A 21,071-nucleotide genomic window follows, 5' to 3' on the forward strand; every position below is an offset into this window, starting at 1 on the left:
TGTCCGATCCAGTCAAAAGGCTGCCCTCCGCGTTTTTCTGCTGCGGAGGGCAGCCTTTTGCGGTCTGGAATGCCTTTATAACTAACGCTTTTCACGCTCTAATGCTCTTAATGAATCAATTTGCTTCTTTTCGCTTTTTTGACGAAATTCGAAGAAACGGAGTTAATGATCTCCTTTAACCCGATCCCTATCGCAAGAGCGCTGGCTGCGAACAATAGCAGCATCAAAGCGGAGGAGCCGACGATATCCCACAGGATGCCGCCGACCGCTTCCCGCATCATCCGGATCGCATAAGTGAAAGGCAGGAAGGGATAAACCGCCTGAAAGAAAGGCGGGGTGACCTGAATCGGGAAAGTTCCGCCCGACCCGGCAAGCTGAAGCACCAGCAGGACAATCGCCATCGCTTTGCCGACGTTGCCGAAGACGGAGACCAGCGTATAGATCATCAGCATAAACACGCTGCTGAGCAGGATGCCAAAGACGACAAACCAGACCGGTTCTGCTGCATAAGTGCCCAGCAGGAGCAGATCGCCGGCCGTCACAAACAGGGACTGCAGCACAGCAAGCGTCCAAAAGGTAAGGAACCGTCCGAAATAAACCTCGTAGCTCCGGTAAGTGAGCCCGGGTTCATGCACTTCGACAGTCAGCAATGAAACCAGCAGCAGTCCGCCGACCCAAAGGGAAAGCGTGGAGAAGAAAGGCGACATCGCCGACCCGTAATTTGGAATAGGAAACAGCTGATGTTCGGATAACGTGACAGGCTGGGCAAAAAACTCGCTTTCCTTCTGGAAATTCAGCTTCAGCAGATCGATCAGGCTTTGCAGGTCGCCTTCCGTCTCAAGGGAGCGCAGCCGGTCCGCCAGCTCATGGACCTTCTGCTCGGCTTCCGGAAGCTGCCGGCTCAGCATGGACAACTCCTTGCTGCCGAGACGAATGCCCTGTGCGGCATCGGTCAGGATATGGCTGACTTCAGGCAGGGTGGACTTGGCGTCCTTGAGCAGGTCTCCGGCTTCTTTAGCAGAAGCCCGGGCGTTGTCTACGGCCCCGAGCAAAGCAGGCTGAATCTCGCCCTCAAAGCGGTCCAGCAGATCCTTTGCGGCTGCTGCCGTTTCACGGGATAGCGCTGCAAAGGAATCCAGCTCTTCCGGAGAAAGGGCGTTTCCGGCTTTGGCGGCTTCAAGCAGCGAACGATTTAGCTGTTCCAGCCGGGTCAATTTTCCGATCATTTGGTCGACCTTGTCCGCAGTCCGCCCTAAGGTAGAGGAAGCTGCCGAGGATTGGCCGCGGCTTGACAGGCTCCAGCTTTTTAGCTGGGTCAGCAGCTCGGACAAACTTTCCGAGGCCTGACGGACGGCGGCTAAGGCGGTTTGGTTTTGCTCCAGCCGGGAGACGGCTTCGGTAACGGCACCTGATTCATTAGCTTCCTTCAGCATTTCCGCCAGGGCAGCAGCATTCGTAGCCGTCTGCTCCACCTGCGACAAAACGGATTTGGCCGCCGGTCCGGAGGATGCGATGACGTTTTGGCTGTTGTCCAGAAACGCGGACAAGGCCGAAGTGACCTTAAGTCCTTGATCGGCCAGGTGTTTGGCCTGAGGCAGCGCCTGCTGGACGCGGGTGACGATGCCTCCCGCTTCGTTTAAATCGGAAGACGCCGTTTTGGCCGCCTGGTTGATTTCCGGGAAACGGCTTTCCAGCTTGAGAACCAGCGAAGTAAGCTTATGAATGAACGGCAGCTGCTCCTGAAGCTCGGCGCCAAGCTGGTTAAACACCTTAAAGATCGCGCCGTTAGCCGTTTGTACGAAATTTCGGCTGACCTCCTCCACAATTGAACTGGCGCCTTGGGAGGTGATTTTAGGCGCTACGGCGTTTATTTTCTCGTTCACCGTATATTGGATTTCCGCTTTCTGCGGGTTCTCCGTTAATACCGAAGCGATCCGCTGGGAGAAATCGGACGGAATTTCGATCGAGGCGTAGAATTCGCCCCGTTTAACGCCGCTGAGCGCGGCTTCCGGCGTGGTGAACACCCAGCCGATGCTGTGATTCTCTTTCAGGGAGCTGATAATTTCGTTTCCCGCGTTAATCGATTTTCCCTGAACGGTTGCCCCTTTATCCACGCTGGCAACGGCCACGCTGAGCCCTTTGGTTTGACCGTAAGGGTCCCAAGAGGCCAGGATATTAAACCAGGCGTAAAGGGACGGCAGAAGCACAAGCCCTCCGATAACCAGAGCGGCTGCCCAATTGCCGGTGATTCTGCGAATGTCCCGGGCATATAGGGAAAATATTTTATTCATAAGGACCTCCGGCTATTTTTTCCTTATTGTTTGTGAGCGCGGCGAATTGTATGCCTGATAGTACCGGGAGAAAACAGCGAAAAAGGAAAGAAGGTCGGGAGGCCCGATTTTTTGTATTGACGAATACAAATGCCTGTTTTATGATGGACACAACAAAAGCAAATCTTTCTGACGGCGTGTTACCATGACGTATAAATGGGCATGAGCCAAGGAAAACTTCCCTTTAATTCCAAAGGCGTAAGTTTATCCTTGGCTCTTTTTGTTTTGCTGTAGGGAAGGATAGAAGAAGATCCGGGGTTTTTACCTTAAAAGGGGGCGGTGGCGATGAAGGAAGCTGAAATATTACAGGTCCAGCGGATCATCGGCAACAATGTCGTCATGGCAAACACGGTAAACACCAACAAGGAATATGTACTGCTGGGAAAAGGCATCGGGTTTATCGTAAAAAACGAAGGCACGATTGACGTTAACGATCCAAGAATCGAGAAGAGGTTCCGTCTGGAGGACCGCGAGCAGTGGAGTCAATATCAAAGCATTCTGGAAGATTTTGATCCAAAGGTCATAGAGATTACGGATAAAATCATCGAACATATTTCCAGGGAATTTCCGGGCAAACTGAATGACAAGGTGTATTTGGCGCTTCCAAGCCATCTTCAGTTTACGATTTACCGGATCCGGCACGGGATGGATATCATCAACCCCTTTTTGCTTGAAACCAAGCTTTCTTTTCCCAAAGAATATGAGATCGCTTCCAAGATTGCGGATATGATCGGACAGGAATTTGAGCTGGAAATTCCGGAAGATGAAATCGGCTTCCTGACTTACCATGTTTATTCGGCGGCCAGCGATGTTCCGGTCGGACAGCTCGTTAAAGCATCGAATATTGTTGGAAGGCTGATTGAAGCGATTCAGCAGGAGAAGAACATCCATTTCGATCAAGGCAGCTTAAGCCATGTGCGCCTGATGCTGCATCTTCGTTATTCGATCGAGCGGATTCTGCAGGGGACCTCGGTTGATAATCCCTTTGTTAATCACATCCGATTTGAATACCGGGAAGAATATGCCCTTGCCCAGAAGCTGGGCCGGATTATGGCCGAGGAGCTGGATAAGAAGGTGCCGGAAGAAGAGATTTGCTACATGGCGATGCATTTATACCGGCTGTTCCAAAGAATCCGCCGATAGAATTTGCTTAAGCCGTCTATCAAAAAAATTCAACCTAGTTATTGGAAACAGGAGGAGCAAAGATGTTCTCAAAATGGAGAAAAAAAAGTAATAGTAACCAAGCTGTTGAAATCGTGGCTCCCGTAAGCGGCGAAGCTGTCGCTTTATCCGCCGTGCCGGACGAAGCGTTTGCCGCCGGGCATATGGGCCAGGGGATCGCTATCGAGCCAAACGAAGGCAAGCTGATTGCTCCCTTTAATGGTACTGTAGCGCATGTGATCAAGTCAAATCACGCGCTTATCCTCGAGCAGGAAGGCACAGGACTGCAATTCCTGTTTCATATAGGCATTAACACCGTTGCCCTGAAGGGCGAAGGGTTTACCAGCCATGTTGCGGCCTCCGATAAGGTGAAGCAGGGCCAGCTGTTGATCGAATTCGATCTTGAGCAGATCAAAGCTGCGGGTTATCCGGTGATCACTCCGGTTATAGTCACCAATGCGGACGAATTGACCGAAAGCATGGAAACCAATACGGGTACGGTGACAGCCGGCCAGGATGTCCTTTTAAAACTGGTTTTACGAAAATAATATAGATGAAAGGGTGTTGAACACATGTTGGCTTTTCTCCAGAAAATCGGGAAATCCCTCATGCTTCCGGTTGCCACGCTGCCGGCGGCGGCAATTCTGCTGCGTTTTGGCAACATCGATTACGTCAAGGATTTCCATTTTGGCGAGATAGGCAAATTTTTAAACCAATACGTCGCGCCTTTCCTGGCTGCCGGCGGGGGGACGATTTTTGACAACCTGCCGATGATTTTTGCCATCGGGGTTGCCATCGGTTTGGCCGGAGATGCGGTAGCCGCCTTGTCTGCGGCGATCGGTTATCTGATCCTGCTGCAGGTACTGGCCAAAGTCCCTACAGTATTTACCGGTATCATGAGCGCCGATGCCAAACTCGACATGGGCGTACTCGGCGGTATCTTTACCGGCTGTATTGCAGCTTTCTTGTACAAAAAATACTACAATATCAAGCTTCCCGACTGGCTCGGCTTCTTCGGAGGCAAACGTTTTGTTCCGATGGTTACCTCAGCGGCAATGGTGGTATCGGGCATTATTTTCGGTCTGATCTGGGGACCGGTTCAAGAGGCGCTGGATACGTTCGGCAACTGGATTGTGGATCTTGGCGGTGTTGGAGCAGGCATTTACATGCTGGCCAACCGTCTGCTTGTTCCTTTTGGCCTTCATCATATCATCAACTCGATCGCTTGGTTCCAAATCGGCGACTTTACGGATGCGGCAGGCAAAGTCATTCATGGCGACCTGAACCGTTTCTTTGCAGGAGACAAAACGGCGGGTATGTTTATGACCGGGTTCTTCCCGATCATGATGTTTGCGCTGCCTGGTGCCGCGCTGGCCATCATTCATACGGCAAGACCGGAAAGAAGAAAAGCGGTTGCCTCGATCTTTATTGGAGCAGCCGTGGCTTCCTTCCTGACAGGGATCACAGAACCGCTTGAGTTCTCCTTTATGTTTGTTGCGCCGTTTCTGTATGTGATCCATGCGATTCTGACCGGCGTTGCCGGATTCGTTATGTACACGCTTGGCGTGAAGCTGGGCTTCGGGTTCTCAGCCGGATTTATCGACTATGCGCTGAACTTCCCGCTTTCCACGAAGCCATGGGTGCTGATTCCGGTAGGACTTGTGTTTGCGGTTGTTTATTACTTCTTGTTCCGGATCATCATTGTCAAAATGAACCTGAAGACGCCAGGAAGAGAAGACGACGTCGAGTTGTCCGCAACGGGCGAAACGGCTTTGGCCGATGCAGTAGCTTCTGCGGACAGCCAAGCAGCCAAAATTTTGGCGGCGATCGGCGGGGCGGACAATGTGGAATCCGTGGATGCATGTATTACCCGTCTTCGTCTGGTTGTTAAAGACGATCAAGCCGTCAGCGATCCAACGCTGCGCGGATTGGGCGCTTCCGGTGTCATGCGTCTTGGCAAAGGTGCAGTCCAGGTCGTCTTTGGCCCTAAATCCGAAGCGATCAAGGATGAAATCAAGAAACTTCTATAAAATAACCTTTGCTGCACTCGGCTTATGGAGAGTGCAGCTTCCTCGACCGGCGCTCGCATGAGCGCCGGTTTTTTTACGGGGGAGAACGGCTGCTTCTGCCTCATCTTTTTGCCATAAAGCTATTATTGTCGTATATTCGTTAAGAACGGACCATCTGGTCACGAACGGAAATGTTGTAAAGATTGCCAGCTGGAGGATTTGTTCTTATGTCCTATAAACTAACCAAATGGTTGATTCTGCTGTTCCCCCCGCTGCTGGTCGGATTATGGGAGCTTGTGCGTCATACGCTGCTGATGCCTTATTTTTCGATGAGTGCGGGCAATGTGGTGACGCCGATTCTGCTCTTTCTGATCAGCTTGATGCTGCTGCTTCCGCTGTTCTCGCGGATGGAGAGGTTTCAGGAGGAGCTGCAGCAGGAACGCGCCGTTAAAGCTAAACTTGAGGCTCGGGAGCAGCTTGCCAGTGAGCTTCATGACGGCATTGCCCAGTCGTTGTTTCTTTTGGCGGTCAAGCTGGAGAAAGCGGAGAAGCAGCAGCTCCGCGGTGAAGAAATCCCGCTGGACGAGCTGCGCAAAACGGTTCATACCGTCAATGATTATGTCCGGCAGTCCATCTCCAATCTACGGTATTCGGTTGATGAAATGCTGGATGAAGGGGAGACGCTGCCCGGCTTGATCGCGGGTCTGGGCAAAGAAATTCAGATGAAGGTGCACATGCAGTGGCGGCTGGCCGAAGGCCGGTTGACGGTCCAGGAGAAGATTGAACTGCTGGCCTGTGTCCGCGAAGCGGTCATGAACGCCCGGAAGCACTCCGGCCAAGCCGAGGTATACATAGAAGCGGCGGCTGAGGATACAGGCTGGAAAGTTGAGATCCGGGACCAGGGGAAAGGTATCGCGCCCGGCGAAATGGACAAGTCCGGTACATACGGACTGAGAATTGTACGCGAACGCGCAGCAAAGATGGGCTGGCAGGTCCAGCTGGACAGCAGGGAAGGATCAACAAGCGTCATCCTATATAAGCCGTAATAAGTGATTGCTAAAGGAGAGCCAGTAACATGAAAGCAAGAATTCTTGTGGTTGACGATCATGCGCATGCAAGGGAAGGAATCTGTGAAATTCTGGCCGAGGATTCGGCTTTTGAAGTGATCGGCACGGCATCAGGCGGCCGGGAAGCCATCGCATTAACCGAGCAGTACATGCCGGACTTGATTATTATGGATATCGGCATGCCGGATATGGACGGTCTGGAGGCCACCAGGACGATCAAGCTGCGATTCCCGTATATCAAAATCGTACTCGTAACAGTGTCTGACGACGCAGCTTATTTATTTGAGGCCTTAAAGCAGGGGGCGCAGGGATTTTTGCTTAAAAATCTGTCTCCGTCCACCTGGATCGAATATCTGCATGCCGTTCTAAACGACGAGGCGATGTTTTCAAGCGAGCTGGCCCTGCAGATTCTGCGTGAAATTCCGGCAGCAGCCCGGTCCGAGATAGAGGGAGAACACCCGCTTACCGTACGCGAACGGGAAATTTTGCAGTGGGTAGCGCAAGGCATGACCAACCGCGAGGTAGCGCAGGTACTGGAAATTTCCGACCAAACGGTTAAAAATCATCTGAAAAACATCATGCACAAGCTGCAGCTGGAGAACCGGGTCCAGCTAACCCGGTATGCCGTGGAGCGGGGCTGGGTCAAAGCCAGACGGGACGGCAAGGAGCAGCGGCGGAAGCGGTAAAGCATTCATCAAACCCATAACGACCATCCCTTTCATCGGCGGGAGGGTCGTTATTTTTTAAACGAGCCGATTACCGAAAGCCTCCTAATTCTATTATTACAACATATGAAAAATTCACAACAAGAACCCCGATTTTCTCACCCCATCTAGTTTCTGCGATTCTCATCCTCTTCAGCTCCCTTGATTCTAAAACCTAGGAACAAGGACCGAATTGCGCCTGTTTCGAAAGTTTCATATAATTATAGAGATGGAAAATTTTTCACGGCAAAAAGGAGGATGGAACATGGCTTTTATGATCGCCCAGCGGGCTTTCCTGAAATTGTATCTATTAAAGCTGGTAGAAGAGCACCGAGGTTACGGGTATCAGATGCTGGAAGAGCTGAAGACGGAATTCGCCCCTCAGGGCTACGTTCCTCCTCAAAGCGAAATTTACCGGGCTCTGCATGAACTGGTGCAGGAAGGGATTTTATACCGGACGAAGAAGCTGAAGGGCGGAGATCCCGGCGTCGACTTTCAAGAAATCGTGTTATATCATTTCACGGATGTCGGGATGGAGAAAGCACAGCTGTACCGCAAGCAGGTTAAAACGGATTTGGACCGGTGCCTGGGCATTTTGAACAAGGCGGCTCGCGATCATTTTTCCTGAGCAAAAAATATAGGTTGACAAGTGACGAATAACCACTTACTATACTAATGAAAGTTATAAAATAAAATTTAGTTATTTCCAGGAGGGAAATCATGTCACACGTTTTGTTTATTAAAGCTAACGGTCGTCCGGCCGAGCAATCCGTTTCCGTTAAACTGTATGAAAGCTTCCTGCACAGCTACAAAGCTGCACATCCAGAAGATGCAGTGACTGAGCTTGACCTGTTTGCTGCTGATCTTCCATACTATGATAACGACATGCTGACTGGTTTGTACAAGCTGGGCAACGATATCCCGGCGACTCATGCCGAGCAAAAAGCCGCTGACCTGGCGAACACTTACCTGGATCAGTTCCTGGCTGCTGACAAAGTAGTTATCGCGTTCCCGCTCTGGAACTTCACGATTCCTGCTCAATTGCTTACTTACCTGTTCTACCTGAACCAAGCTGGCAAAACGTTCAAATATACAGCTGAAGGTCCTGTAGGCTTGGTAGGCGAGAAAAAAGTTGTCCTGCTCAACGCACGCGGTGGCGTTTATTCCGAAGGCCCTATGGCCGGTCTGGAAATGTCCCTGAACTATGTGAAGAACGTTCTTGCTTTCTGGGGTATTCAAAACCCTGAAACTGTAGTGGTTGAAGGCCACAACCAATTTGCCGACCGTGCTGAAGCCATCATCGGCGAAGGCGTTAAACAAGCAGCTGAACTGGCTTCCAAGTTCTAATAGAACGAAGTTAAGCTGGATCTGCGTTGCCTGTATAATAACGGGCGCAGCTAATTAAAATAGGGAGAGAGTTGTCTTCGGACGGCTCTCTTTTTTTGTTTTTCCGGACGGCTTACGGCGCTTTGTGGACTTCCTGAAAAAGAATCAACTTGTCAATACATGGTGAATACAATTATACTCAGTTATATTTTAGAAGGAGCTGCAGACATCATGGACATGAACTGGGAAATCGTCTTGAAAATGGGGATTGCGCTTCTGTTCGGCTTATTGATCGGAATAGACCGGCAGCTCAAACAGAAGCCGCTTGGCATCAAAACAAGTATGGTGATTTCGATTGCCAGCTGCTTGATTACGATCGTGTCGATCGAATCCTTTCATAAATTTGCCGGACCGGAGCATCCGAATATGGATCCGATGCGCCTGGCGGCCCAGATTGTCAGCGGAATCGGCTTTCTGGGTGCGGGCGTCATTCTGCGCAGAAACAACGATGCCATATCCGGCTTAACTTCTGCTGCATTGATCTGGGCCGCCTCGGGACTGGGCATAGCCGTCGGCGCCGGCTTCTATGAGGAAGCGGCCGTTGCGGTGGTGCTGCTGATCATTTCGGTCAACTTTGTCCCTTATATGATCAAAATGGTAGGCCCAAACAAGCTGAACAAGCGGGACGTCAATATTAAAATCGTGCTTAAAACCAACGAGGCTTTGAGCGATATGATCCGGAGAATCGAAAATACTCATTTCGTCAAGCTGGAGGACAAAACGACGGAGCACCGGATTCGTCATTTGAAGATCAAGGACCTGGACGGCGAGCGCCAACAGGTAAGTATGGTTTTATCGGCACAGCGCAAGGAATTTGCTACGGAGATTTATTATTTTATCCGTCATCTCGATTATGTAATTAGTGTAGAAGTGGAACAATTATAGATTGACAACCGGCCCCTCCGAAATTATACTTACTTACAAAAGGTAACAAACTATATGGAGGTGTGCGGTTACTATGCTTTCCCCTTTATTCCTGGCCCACGGGTCACCGATGCTGGCGATTGAAGATAAGCCTTATACCCGTTTCCTGAAGCAGCTGGGCAGCGGAATAAAACCTGATTTTGTGGTGATCTTTACCGCTCATTGGGAAGAGGACAAGGTTACGGTTTCTTCTCACAACGGCGTCTATGATACGATTTATGATTTCTATGGTTTCCCGGATGAATTGTACAAGGTCCAATATCCGGCTAAAGGAAGCGTCGAAGCGGCTTCCCAGGTGACTGACAAGCTGACCCAGCAGGGAATTGCCTGGACAACGGACGAACAGCGGGGACTCGATCATGGCTCCTGGACCATGCTCCATCATATGTTCCCGGCGGCAGATGTGCCTGTCGTCCAGGTTTCAGTCAACCCGTATCTGCCTCCTGCCGCGCAGCATCAGATCGGGGCGGCGCTTCGCGAGCTGGCGCAGCAGAACGTTCTGATCATCGGCAGCGGCGTGACGGTGCACAATTTGAGAGCCGTCAACTGGGGAGCGTCCAAGCCGGACCCTTGGGCTGTGGAATTCGACGACTGGCTGATCCAGCAAATAAAGGCCGGAGACCTCCAGCAATTATTCCGTTACCGCTCTGAAGCTCCTCATGCCGAGCTGGCAGTTCCCCGGGCCGAGCATTTTGTGCCCCTGTACATTGCCATGGGGGCAGGGGATTTGTCCCGGACGGAAGTCATTTACCGCGACTACGAATTTGGCAATTTGAGCTATATGTGCTTGAAGTTCTAAACGCATATAAGAAATCTGCACGGCAGCCGATCCATTGGCTGCCGTGTTCTTTTTTTGGGGGAGGGAGGAACAGACCAGGCTGGGAATAGAAGCCGAATTTCCTGGCCAGCGGGAACGTGTTAGAATAGAAGCTATCAAAGAACTAAAGGATGGTTGTTTCCGTTGGATAAACAAATTCTGATTGTGGATGATGACGATAAAATTGCGAGATTGATTGAAATTTATCTGGTCAATGAAGGGTTCACGGTTGCTAAAGCTGCCGACGGCTACCGTGCGCTTGAGATTATGGAGAAGGAAGAGGTCCAGCTGATCATTCTCGACGTGATGATGCCCGGCCTGGACGGAATCGACGTATGTATCCGGATCCGCGAGAATCATACAACGCCAATTCTGATGCTGAGCGCCAAAGACAGCGACATGGATAAAATCAACGGGCTGATGACGGGGGCAGACGACTATATGGTCAAGCCGTTTAATCCGCTCGAGCTGGTAGCCCGGGTGAAGTCGCTGCTGCGCCGTTCCTCCTATCAAAGCGCGGCGGCACCGGCTTCAGAGCATATTATTAAAATCGGACCTTTGCATTGCGACAAGGAGACCCATACGGCAACGGTGTACGGTTCTCCGGTCAAGCTGACGCCTATAGAGTTCGGGATCCTGTATTTGCTGGCCAGCCATCCGGGGAGGGTGTTCAGTTCTGAAGAAATTTTTGAGCTGATCTGGAAGGATAAATATTTTGATTCCAACAACTCGGTTACCGTGCATATCAGCCGTCTTCGGGACAAGCTCGAGAAAGAGATGGAAGGCGAGAAGCTGATTCATACGGTATGGGGGGTAGGTTATAAACTTGAAGGCTAGCTTACGTGTGCTTGCATGGCTGTTCTGGACTGCTATTACGTCCGTAATCGCCTTTCTGCTATTCATCCTGCTGGCGAAATCGGTTTTTATGTTCTATCCTTCGATCAACGTTCAGTCGATCCTGGTTTGGGTCAACCGTTACATCGGTTATCCGGAGGCTTATTATTACGCCGCTGTTCCGATCGTACTTCTGTTCTCGATTTATTTCTTCCGGCGTGAAATGCGGCGCAGGGAGCGGAGTTATCTGGATCAGCTGATTGAAGAAGTGCATTTGATCGGCCATGTGGGCCCGGATCATAAAATTACGGTTCGATCGATCGGCCAGCTCGGGCAGCTGGCAGCGGACATCAACAGCATGCTGGAGCGTCTGAAGCTGTCTGTGGAAGAAGAGCGGCGCGCCGAACAAACCAAAAACGAGCTGATCACGAATATTTCGCATGATTTGCGGACTCCGCTCACGACAATTACCGGTTATCTGGGACTGGTCGATCAGGATAAATACAGAGATGAAGTTGAACTGCGTTATTACATGAATATGGCTTACGAAGAATCGATCCGTTTGAAAAAGCTGATGGAGGACCTGTTCGAATATACCCGCCTCAGCAACAAAGGCAACAACATGCAGTGGACCCGCATTAACGTTGCGGAAATGCTGAACCAGCTGGTTGCACAATTCGGCTGGCAGCTTCATGAGCACGGCATGGAAGCTAGACTGGCCATTGAAGGCCAATTGGTTATCTGGGCGGACGGCGACAAGCTGAGAAGGGTTTACGAGAATTTGATTACCAATGCGATTCGTTATGGACAGGACGGATATTACCTGGATATCCGCGGCCGCGTGCAGGGCGATGAAATCGTCACCGAGGTGGTCAACTATGGAGAGCCGATTCCGCAGCGGGATTTGCCGTATTTGTTCGAGCGTTTCTACCGGGTCGAGAAATCCAGGGCCCAGCATACGGGCGGATCGGGCATTGGACTGGCCATTGCCAAAAATATCGTCGAGCTTCATCACGGCAGCATTTCGGCTGACAGCGACGAGGAGCGGACGATCTTTACGGTCCGTCTGCCTCAGAAGTTTAACCGCCCGGAGCCCGAGAACACGTAGAAGTGGGGCGGAATGTTACGGATTTGAGCAAATCTTAATAAATTCTTTATAATTTCTTAGCGGTACAGTAAGCTCTGATCCTCATAATAGAAGCTGAGCCTGGGGCAACCTGGGGCAAGCGGCGCCAGTGCGGCGCCTGGATTGGATCAGAGGAGGAAATCGTATGAAATCTGACAGTCTGGATAAAATCTACAGGGAATATCAGATGGACGTATACCGTTATTTATTAGGATTATGCAAAGATCATTTTACAGCCGAAGATTTGATGCAGGAGACATTTTGCCGTGCTTTTATACATTTGGACCAAACACAGAACGAGAAGGTAAAACCTTGGCTGATCCGCGTGGCTTACCATGCTTTTATAGATAAAACGCGCAAAGACAGCCGTATGAAAACCTATGACTCCGACTATTTCCGCTCGCTGCCGGATTTGGACACGCCGGAAGCGCAGCTTATGCAGTCGGAGAATAAAGAGCAGCTGTATGCACGGCTTGGACGCCTTTCCGAGCAGCAGCAGGAGGCCATTCATCTCTACGATATTCAGGGTTATTCCTACCGTGAGGCCTCGGAGATGATGGGCATGAAGCTATCGCGTTACAAAATTGTTTTGTACAGGGCCCGGCAGCGGCTTAAGCAGGACTGCATGAACGGTGGACAGTCTTTTCTGGAGGTTATATAGTTTTTAATATAGGGGTACGGATTCTGGCAGAGAAAGGGGCGAACAGCTGTGAGCAGGCATTATGCCGTGGAGTCGCTGAATGTAGGCAAACCCCGGCTGCTGAAAGCAAACGCAAAGGAAGTTATGTCCGGGTTTAACAAACAGGCCACCGAGGAACCGCTGTATTTGTCAGCGACCCAGCTGGAAGGGGACGGGCAAGGCGACACGGTACACCATGGCGGGGCCGATAAAGCGGTGTGCGTATACTGCTTCAAGCATTACCCGTATTGGGAAGAACGGCTTGGCCTGACTTTGCAGCCTGGGGCGTTCGGCGAGAACGTCACGCTTCATGATTTGACCGAAGAAGAGATCCATATCGGCGATATTTTCAAATGGGGAGAAGCGGTCGTCCAGGTCAGTCAGCCCAGACAACCCTGTTATAAAATTGCCGCTTTCCACGGCATTCCGGAATTGACCGTTTATGTGGAACAAACCGGCTATACCGGATTTTATCTGCGGGTTCTGGAGCCGGGCACAGTGAGCCGAAAAGACGGCTTGCTTTTATTGGACAAGGCCCCGCAGGAAATAACGGTGGCCTATGCTAATCATATTAAATACCGCAGCAAGACGGACAAGGAAGGAATTGAACGGATTCTGGCCGTCCAGGCTTTGTCGGACAGCTGGCGAAGCTCGCTGGCGAAGCGGCTGGAGAAGCTTGGATAATCGGCCGCCCCGATTTATTTTTTAATCTTATTTTTTACACTTGAAAGCAACGTAAATAGAAGAGGGTGCCTTTACCAATCTGGTAAGGGCGCCCTTTCTTTTTTATAAAAAAGCCATGATAAACGAGGTTTGAACAAGGTTGGACGTTAGCCTATAATGATGGATGATTTTGGAATCCCCTTTGAAAAAAGGGGCAAAATGAATAAAAGGAGGAAATGAAAAGGTGGAGCAAACAGATGGCCAAATAGGCGGGGAGTCAGCGATAGAAGAAACGGATTCCCTGTATTGGATCAAGAGGCTGAGACAAACAAGCGAGGAGATTTTTCTGCACAGCTACAGGGTGGCAACGGTCGCGGAGCTGATTGGAGAAAAGCTGGGGCTGTCGGATGCCGAGCTGGGGGATCTTCGCAGAGGATGTTTTCTGCATGATATTGGAAAGGTGATGATCCCTGGGGACGTGCTTTACAAAGCCGGACCGCTAAGCGAAATGGAGCGCAAGATGCTGAATCTTCATCCTGTGCTTGGAGAGCTGATTGTCTCGACGATTCAGGGACTGGGTCCAGCTGTTGCAGCGACGGTAGCTTCCCACCACGAAAGATGGGACGGGGAGGGGTATCCGAATCAATTGAAGGGAGATCATATCCCGCTTTATGCGCGTATTTGCAGTATTGCCGATGCGTTTGACCATTTACTTCAAGAACGTACCGTACATAAGAGGAAAGCGTTAGAGGAAGCAAAAAGCAGATTGGAGCAAGGACGCAATCAGGAATTTGACGCAGCGTTAATTTCGATCTTTGTAAACCTACCGAACGAGATGCTTAGCATTTATTCTTTATGACGGTAAGACAAACATCAGCTGCGTCTATAAGACCCCTGCTTCACTTTAGCACCAAAAAGGTTCATAATAGGTAAAGTAAACCATATCAACAAGGAGGATTTGTTAAATGGCTAATTCACTTCAGGACAGAGTTGCACTAAATAACGGCGTACAAATGCCTTGGTTTGGTCTTGGCGTCTTTAAGGTGAAGGAAGGCAGCGAAGTGGTGGAATCGGTGAAAGCGGCGATTAAAAATGGTTACCGCAGCATCGATACAGCGGCCGTTTACAAAAATGAAGAAGGCGTTGGACAAGGTGTTGCTGAAGCGATGAAAGAATACGGCGTTTCGCGGGAAGAGCTGTTCATCACTTCAAAGGTATGGAACTCGGATCAGGGGTACCAAAGCACACTCGATGCTTTTGAGCTTTCTTTGAAGAAATTAGGGCTGGATTATCTGGATCTTTATTTGATCCATTGGCCGGTGAAAGACAAATACAAAGAGACCTGGAAAGCACTCGAGAAAATTTATAAAGACGGGAAAGTGCGGGCTATCGGCGTAAGTAATTTCCATGTTCATCATCTGGAGGACCTGCTGAGCGAAGCGTCTATCGTGCCGGCCGTAGACCAAATTGAATTCCATCCGTATTTGTCCCAGCCGGAGCTGCGCGAATATGCGCCAAAGAAAGGCATCCGCCTGGAAGCTTGGTCGCCGCTCGCCCAAGGGCATATTCTGAAAGACGAGGTCATTGGCAAAATCGCTGCAAATCACGGGAAAACGCCGGCACAAGTGGTGCTTCGCTGGGATCTGCATCATGAGGTGGTTACGATTCCTAAATCGGTACACGAAGAGCGGATCATCGAAAATGCGAATATTTTTGATTTCGCGCTGAGCGACAGCGAGATGGAAGCGATTGATGCTCTGAACAAAAATGAACGGGTAGGTTCAGACCCGGATAACTTTAATTTTTAAGCTCTCAGAACAAATGGAATAACAGCGGCTTCAAGCTGTACAGCGAACCGGTGCGGAGAATGTCTTCCGCCCGGTTCGTTGTTGTTTTATACTGCTGAATTCCAAACAAAATGGTATATTTAAGAAAGAAAATAAGCCGAAGGTTTAAAAGATCCGCTGCCGGACGGCTGCATATCCTGTAACCAGCAGGCAAACGACATATGGGGAGGCAAAGGGCATAAGTTATCATTTATATTTAGAACAGCGGTTAAAAGCATTTCCGAATTTGGTTTGAATGAAGCCAAGCCGAGAGGCTTGATCTGTATGGATCTATCAAACCAAATGGAGGAATAATTACATGATTAACATCAGAAAAATGAATTTGGAACAATCCGGTATGCTGGCGCAAATTGACCGCTCCGAATATATTCGCAAGATCTACAGACAAACAGCGAATGGGCTTGAAGAAGAGAATGCGGGCCATGATTGCGCAAGCTGGGATGAATCCTCTTTGAGAAAGCTGGAGCAGCGTTTTCAAGAGGAATTGCGGTCCGGAGGAGCGGGGTTTGGAGCTTTTGAAGGCGAGCGCTTGGTCGGCTTTGCTGTGCTTGCGCATCAATTCCGCGGCCCCAACAGGGACAGGCTGCAGCTGGATCTGATGTATGTGACCCGTTCCCACCGCAGACAGGGGCTTGGCCGCAGGTTAATGGACGAAGTGAAGAAGGAAGCAGTCCGGCGTGGAGCCCGTTATCTGTATATATCGTCTACGGAAACTGATTCGGCCGTGAACTTCTACCGGAGTTCGGGCAGTGAACCCGTGGAGTCAGTCGATAAAGAATTGTTTGCGTTGGAGCCGGAGGACATCCATATGATCATCGAATTGGACAAAAACGAAACAAAGCTGCCCGGTGCCGGATTTGGAGGAGACGATATTGAGAAGCAATAAAGGGTATTTTTATTTCTTGGTTTGGATTGTGGTTGCAGTTCTGCTGCTTTATTATGGGAATTCCTGGCTGACGCAAATGAAGCACCGGACGAATGTTACCGGCGACAGCAATTTCGCCGTTATCGGTGAAACGGCTTATGCTTTGGTGCTCGGCGCGTGCCTGAGCCTGCTCGTAGGGCTGCCCGGCCGCTTCAAGCCGCACAAGCCGCTGCTGCTGGCTTTGTTTGCGCCATGCTTTGTTCTGTTTATTTATGCTGTAGCGGGACAATACATCAAATTGCCGGAAATTCCCTGGTATGAGGAGGTCACCCGGTACGAGGGACGATTCTTGTTCGGCGTCGTAAGCGGGTTCTCGCTGATTCATGGTTTATTTGAAAGCAGGAGAAGATAAACAGACAGGAGGCGATGAACATGTCATTTGCGAACAAGAAGGTAGTGGTGACAGGAGCAGGGCAAGGGATCGGCAAAGGAGTTGCCGAGGCTTATGCCAAAGCGGGAGCTTATGTCATACTGGCTGACATCGATGCAGAGCTTGGGGCAGCTGCTGCGGCGGCCATCCGGCAGGAGGGCGGCCAAGCCGAGTTTGTTGTATGTGACGTTAAATCCGAGGTTTCGGTCCAAGCGCTGATGGAACAGGCGGCCGGTGAAGACGAGGCTTTGGACATTCTGATCAATAACGCCGGGTTGGGCATTTGGAAATCGCCGCTGGAGCTGGAACTAGACGAATGGGATCATGTCTTGAACACCAATGCCCGGGGCTGCTTCCTTTGTGCCCGTGAAGCGGCCAAATATATGAGGAAATCCGGGGGAGGTTCGATTGTGAATCTCGCTTCGACCCGGGCGCTTATGTCGGAACCGAACAGCGAAGCTTATGCGGCTTCCAAAGGCGCTATCGTCGCATTGAGTCATGCGCTTGCGGTTTCGCTGGGTCCGGACGGCATTACGGTCAACTGCATCAGTCCGGGGTGGATTGAGAACGGGGATTATGAAGCCCTGCGTCCGGAGGACCATCAGCAGCATCCGGCCGGACGGGTCGGCAAAGCGGACGATATTGCCCGCGCCTGCCTCTATTTGACTTCCCCGGATAACGACTTTGTCACCGGCGTAAATCTCGTTGTTGACGGCGGCATGACACGTAAAATGATTTATGAGGAGTAGCAAACACTGAGCGGCTCAAAAGCAACAAGCTGGCACCGGGATGACCGGGCCAGCTTTTTTTAGTGTGCCACGCATGGCGATTAACTAGGTGGTGAAAGTCCACTGTGGGGGTTTGTAGTTACCAACCACTAGCCAAGAGCAAGGGTGTCCACCGCGAGGTGGAATCCAAAGGAAGCTGGAGGCAAACTTCCGGCCCAAGGAACACGAACATCATCAGGCATAGGATACGGGATGAGTCTGCTAAACAAGACGAAGTCCAATTAACTACACGGACGTACCAATGTAAATGATGTGGGTATATGGAAGGAAAGTGAATCGTCTTACCGTGGGAGGTCTCATGGACGTGAGGAGATGCACTTCGAATCACGGTTGAAACAAGATTTATCATGAGAAGTCAGCAGACGCCATAGTACCGCGAACAGTCGACGGTTCGAGGGAAGGGCTGAACCTTAGGAGGTGAAGTCAATGAAAGTTACCGAAACAGGAGCCAAGGGCAGCCAACTTCTAACGGAAGACTCTTTGCAAAAGAATAGTGCGGAACACGAAGGATATGCGGGAGTGCACAGTCCTGCGAGGATAACCGAAACCGACGACACCAACGCAACCGAGTCGAAGGACCGGTTGCTTGAGAAAATCGTTAGCAGGGACAACTTGAACGAAGCATTCAAGAGAGTCAAAGCGAACAAGGGATCGCACGGAATCGACGGGATGGGAGTAGATGAACTTCTACAATATCTCAGAGACAACGGCGAGACCATCAAGCAACTGATCTTGGGCGGCAAGTACCGCCCGAATCCCGTTCGAAGGGTAGAGATTCCCAAAGAGAACGGAAAGAAGAGAAACCTTGGCATCCCAACAGTGGTTGACCGAGTCATCCAGCAGGCAATCGCCCAAGTGCTTACGCCAATTTATGAGAGGCAGTTTTCAGACAACAGCTACGGATTCCGACCCAAACGGAGCGCACACCACGCGATGAAACGAAGCCAACAATACGTGCAAGAGGGATATCGTTACGTGGTGGATATGGACTTGGAGAAATACTTTGACACCGTCAACCAAAGCAAGCTTATCGAGGTGCTTTCAAGAACGATCAAAGACGGACGAGTGATCTCGCTCATCCATAAGTATCTCCGGGCGGGAGTCGTCGTGAAGCATAAGTTTGAGGACACGGAAATCGGCGTACCGCAGGGAGGGAACCTAAGTCCGATTCTCAGCAATATCATGCTGAATGAATTGGACAAGGAACTGGAAGCAAGAGGACATCGATTCGTGCGATACGCAGACGATATGCTCATATTCTGCCGGAGCAGGAGGAGTGCGGAGCGTACCCTGACGAAAATTCTCCCTTACATCGAGAAGAAGTTGTTTCTCAAGGTAAACCGGGAGAAAACGATTGTGGACGATGCGACAAAAGTTAAATTTCTTGGCTTCTCATTCTACCAGAGCAAAGGGGAAACGCGGGTCAGAATCCATCCCAAATCCGTATCCAAGATGAAAGCTAAAGTGAAAGAGCTAACGTCGAGAAGCAACGGAATGGGCAACACCGACCGGGCGCTGAAGCTTAGGCGTTACATCATGGGATGGGTAAATTATTTCAAGCTTGCTGACATGAAACAACTACTCCAAACCACTGATAAATGGATGAGAAGGCGTATCCGAATGGTCTTCTGGAAGCAATGGAAACGAGTGAGGACGAAACTCGAAAGGCTTATATCGCTCGGAATTCATGAACAGAAGGCGTGGGAATACGCAAACACAAGAAAGGGCTATTGGAGAATCTCCAATAGCCCAATCCTCTCGAAGTCCCTCGGTAACAATAGGCTGAAGAACCTCGGATTCCTTTTCTTTTCTGATTATTATCGACAAGTTACTGCGCATTCCTAATGGAACCGCCGTATACCGAACGGTACGTACGGTGGTGTGGGAGGTCGGCTGCCCAATTAATGGGTAGCCTCCTACCCGATTTGAAACGAATCAGGATAAAGGCATTTGGACTGCCCGGATGCGGCTTCCATTTGGCCTTGCGCCCAAAGACCTGATGAAATTAGAGAAGAAGATGATCAGCTTGAATGTTAACCCTTGCAGAAAAGGTCTAGACTTGGCTTAAGGCCGTTATTAACGAGAGGGAGGTGGTTCCTATGACAGAGCAGCTATACGTTGGCAGTGTATTCGCTGCAGGTTTGTTATCTTTTTTCTCGCCCTGCATATTGCCTCTGCTTCCGGTCTATCTGGCTTACCTGGGCAGCTCGGGGACGGAAGGCGCCAGCCATAACGGTGCAAAGCCAGGAGCTTCCAGCTTTTCTCCTTTGCTGGCCCTTAGAACCTTGGTGTTTATTCTCGGGTTGTCCACCGTTTTTGTGCTGCTCGGGTTTGGAGCCGGGGCGCTTGGCAGCGTACTGAACAGCTCCGTTTTCATTACGGTCTGCGGCATCGTAGTCATTCTCTTTGGTTTTTATCAAACCGGTGTGGTCCAACTTCCTTTTCTGGAGCGGGAGAAAAAAATCCAGGCCGATTTGCAAAAGACGCGCGGATGGGCGGGAGCCTACATGCTAGGCTTTACGTTCAGCTTTGGCTGGACGCCTTGCATCGGGCCGGTACTGGCTGCGGTGATCAGCTTGTCCGCCAGCGGAGGGTCCTGGCTGCCCGGAGTAACCTATATGGGGATTTATGCCTTGGGTCTGGCCGTTCCTTTCCTGATCCTGTCGTTGTTCTCCAGTCTGCTGCTGACCCGGATACGCGCGGTTTATAAGCATATGAACAAACTGAAGATCCTGTCCGGGGTTGTTTTGATGATTATGGGACTGCTGCTGGTAACGAACAAGCTGAATGCGATTACCGCTTATTTTCAATTTTAGAAGGAGTGAAGACAGATGAACGGCAAACGGAAGAGATGGATATGGGGAGCGGCGGCAGCGGCGGCATTAATCCTTGTGGCCCTGGGCAGCCAGAGCTTGGGTAAGCCGGGAGGAATCTCCCTGAACCGGTCGGTGAGCGCTGCGGAGACGAGCGGCCAAACGGTGAATCAAGGACGGCCCGCCCCCAATTTTAATCTAAAGGATACAAAAGGCAACGCCGTGTCTCTGGCCGATTTTAAGGGCGAGAAGGTTTATGTGAAATTCTGGGCCTCCTGGTGTCCGATCTGCCTGGCCGGTTTGGATGAAATCAACCAGCTGTCGGGCCAGCAGCATGATTACAAAGTGCTGACCATCGTCAGTCCCGGCTATAACGGGGAGCAGTCTGAAGCCGATTTTGTCAGCTGGTTCTCCAAACGGGGATACGACAACATGGAGGTGCTGCTGGACGAAGGCGGCTCTTTAGCCAAACAATTTGGCGTCCGCGGTTATCCAACTTCCTTTTACATCGGTTCAGACGGCGTGCTTGCTAAAAGTGTTCCGGGACATAACCCGAACGACCTGATTGCCCAAACGATTGATTCCATTCACTAATGGACTGTTAATGGGTCGAGATGAACTATAAATG

22 protein-coding genes are annotated in these 21,071 nt (G+C 50.6%); 21 read left to right on the forward strand and 1 reads right to left on the reverse strand.

Annotated elements, in window-relative coordinates; genetic code table 11:
- Positions 1-107: 107 nt before the first annotated feature.
- Positions 108-2,291, reverse strand: a complete 2,184-nt coding sequence (locus AWM70_RS05625) for a YhgE/Pip domain-containing protein (protein ID WP_068694725.1) — start codon at positions 2,289-2,291, stop codon at positions 108-110.
- A gap of 324 nt (positions 2,292-2,615) precedes the next feature.
- On the opposite strand from AWM70_RS05625, the gene AWM70_RS05630 reads away from it, so the two are divergent.
- The 21 genes from AWM70_RS05630 (at position 2,616) to AWM70_RS05735 (ending at position 21,037) form a co-directional block, all read left to right on the forward strand.
- Positions 2,616-3,473 (forward strand): PRD domain-containing protein, encoded by an 858-nt coding sequence (locus AWM70_RS05630; RefSeq protein WP_068694726.1) that lies wholly within the window; start codon positions 2,616-2,618, stop codon positions 3,471-3,473.
- A gap of 62 nt (positions 3,474-3,535) precedes the next feature.
- Positions 3,536-4,039 (forward strand): PTS sugar transporter subunit IIA, encoded by a 504-nt coding sequence (locus AWM70_RS05635; RefSeq protein ID WP_068694727.1) that lies wholly within the window; start codon positions 3,536-3,538, stop codon positions 4,037-4,039.
- Between the two features lie 24 nt (positions 4,040-4,063).
- A complete protein-coding gene (gene nagE, locus AWM70_RS05640) occupies positions 4,064-5,521 on the forward strand; it encodes an N-acetylglucosamine-specific PTS transporter subunit IIBC (RefSeq protein WP_068694728.1) in 1,458 nt (485 codons plus the stop codon).
- Between the two features lie 206 nt (positions 5,522-5,727).
- Positions 5,728-6,546, forward strand: coding sequence for a sensor histidine kinase (locus tag AWM70_RS05645; RefSeq protein ID WP_068694729.1), 819 nt, complete (start codon positions 5,728-5,730; stop codon positions 6,544-6,546).
- 29 nt (positions 6,547-6,575) lie between these two features.
- Entirely contained in the window at positions 6,576-7,253 is a 678-nt protein-coding gene (locus tag AWM70_RS05650; protein ID WP_068694730.1) for a response regulator, read from the forward strand.
- A 283-nt stretch (positions 7,254-7,536) separates the two neighbouring features.
- Complete coding sequence (locus AWM70_RS05655; RefSeq protein WP_068694731.1) at positions 7,537-7,899, forward strand: replication termination protein; 363 nt, start codon at positions 7,537-7,539, stop codon at positions 7,897-7,899.
- Between the two features lie 92 nt (positions 7,900-7,991).
- On the forward strand, positions 7,992-8,618 hold the full coding sequence (locus tag AWM70_RS05660; RefSeq protein ID WP_068694732.1) for an FMN-dependent NADH-azoreductase: 627 nt from the start codon (positions 7,992-7,994) through the stop codon (positions 8,616-8,618).
- Between the two features lie 216 nt (positions 8,619-8,834).
- Positions 8,835-9,542, forward strand: coding sequence for an MgtC/SapB family protein (locus tag AWM70_RS05665; RefSeq protein ID WP_068700398.1), 708 nt, complete (start codon positions 8,835-8,837; stop codon positions 9,540-9,542).
- 73 nt (positions 9,543-9,615) lie between these two features.
- Positions 9,616-10,380: a DODA-type extradiol aromatic ring-opening family dioxygenase gene (locus AWM70_RS05670; RefSeq protein ID WP_068694733.1), complete on the forward strand. Its 765-nt coding sequence runs from the start codon at positions 9,616-9,618 to the stop codon at positions 10,378-10,380.
- A gap of 162 nt (positions 10,381-10,542) precedes the next feature.
- Positions 10,543-11,235 (forward strand): response regulator transcription factor, encoded by a 693-nt coding sequence (locus AWM70_RS05675; RefSeq protein WP_068694734.1) that lies wholly within the window; start codon positions 10,543-10,545, stop codon positions 11,233-11,235.
- The gene (locus tag AWM70_RS05680; RefSeq protein ID WP_068694735.1) at positions 11,225-12,340 is read left to right on the forward strand and encodes a sensor histidine kinase; all 1,116 of its coding nucleotides are present in this window, start codon (positions 11,225-11,227) and stop codon (positions 12,338-12,340) included. The genes AWM70_RS05675 and AWM70_RS05680 overlap by 11 nt, the downstream gene beginning before the upstream one ends.
- A gap of 163 nt (positions 12,341-12,503) precedes the next feature.
- Positions 12,504-13,019 carry a sigma-70 family RNA polymerase sigma factor gene (locus tag AWM70_RS05685; protein WP_068694736.1) on the forward strand — a complete coding sequence of 172 codons (516 nt, stop codon included), beginning with the start codon at positions 12,504-12,506 and terminating at the stop codon, positions 13,017-13,019.
- A 48-nt stretch (positions 13,020-13,067) separates the two neighbouring features.
- Positions 13,068-13,721, forward strand: coding sequence for an MOSC domain-containing protein (locus tag AWM70_RS05690; protein WP_068694737.1), 654 nt, complete (start codon positions 13,068-13,070; stop codon positions 13,719-13,721).
- 223 nt (positions 13,722-13,944) lie between these two features.
- Complete coding sequence (locus AWM70_RS05695) at positions 13,945-14,559, forward strand: HD-GYP domain-containing protein (RefSeq protein ID WP_068694738.1); 615 nt, start codon at positions 13,945-13,947, stop codon at positions 14,557-14,559.
- 106 nt (positions 14,560-14,665) lie between these two features.
- Entirely contained in the window at positions 14,666-15,508 is an 843-nt protein-coding gene (locus AWM70_RS05700; RefSeq protein ID WP_068694739.1) for an aldo/keto reductase, read from the forward strand.
- 337 nt (positions 15,509-15,845) lie between these two features.
- Positions 15,846-16,433 carry a GNAT family N-acetyltransferase gene (locus AWM70_RS05710; protein ID WP_068694741.1) on the forward strand — a complete coding sequence of 196 codons (588 nt, stop codon included), beginning with the start codon at positions 15,846-15,848 and terminating at the stop codon, positions 16,431-16,433.
- On the forward strand, positions 16,420-16,824 hold the full coding sequence (locus AWM70_RS05715) for a hypothetical protein (RefSeq protein ID WP_068694742.1): 405 nt from the start codon (positions 16,420-16,422) through the stop codon (positions 16,822-16,824). The genes AWM70_RS05710 and AWM70_RS05715 overlap by 14 nt, the downstream gene beginning before the upstream one ends.
- Positions 16,825-16,844: 20 nt before the next feature.
- A complete protein-coding gene (locus AWM70_RS05720; protein ID WP_068694743.1) occupies positions 16,845-17,591 on the forward strand; it encodes an SDR family NAD(P)-dependent oxidoreductase in 747 nt (248 codons plus the stop codon).
- A 465-nt stretch (positions 17,592-18,056) separates the two neighbouring features.
- Positions 18,057-19,475, forward strand: coding sequence for a group II intron reverse transcriptase/maturase (gene ltrA / locus AWM70_RS05725; RefSeq protein ID WP_068693838.1), 1,419 nt, complete (start codon positions 18,057-18,059; stop codon positions 19,473-19,475).
- A gap of 254 nt (positions 19,476-19,729) precedes the next feature.
- Positions 19,730-20,446 carry a cytochrome c biogenesis CcdA family protein gene (locus tag AWM70_RS05730; protein ID WP_068694744.1) on the forward strand — a complete coding sequence of 239 codons (717 nt, stop codon included), beginning with the start codon at positions 19,730-19,732 and terminating at the stop codon, positions 20,444-20,446.
- A 15-nt stretch (positions 20,447-20,461) separates the two neighbouring features.
- On the forward strand, positions 20,462-21,037 hold the full coding sequence (locus tag AWM70_RS05735; protein WP_083180136.1) for a TlpA family protein disulfide reductase: 576 nt from the start codon (positions 20,462-20,464) through the stop codon (positions 21,035-21,037).
- The last annotated feature ends 34 nt before the right edge of the window (positions 21,038-21,071 follow it).

Origin of the sequence: Paenibacillus yonginensis (assembly GCF_001685395.1) — a bacterium.
In the GTDB taxonomy this organism is placed as follows: Bacteria; Bacillota; Bacilli; order Paenibacillales; family Paenibacillaceae; genus Fontibacillus; species Fontibacillus yonginensis.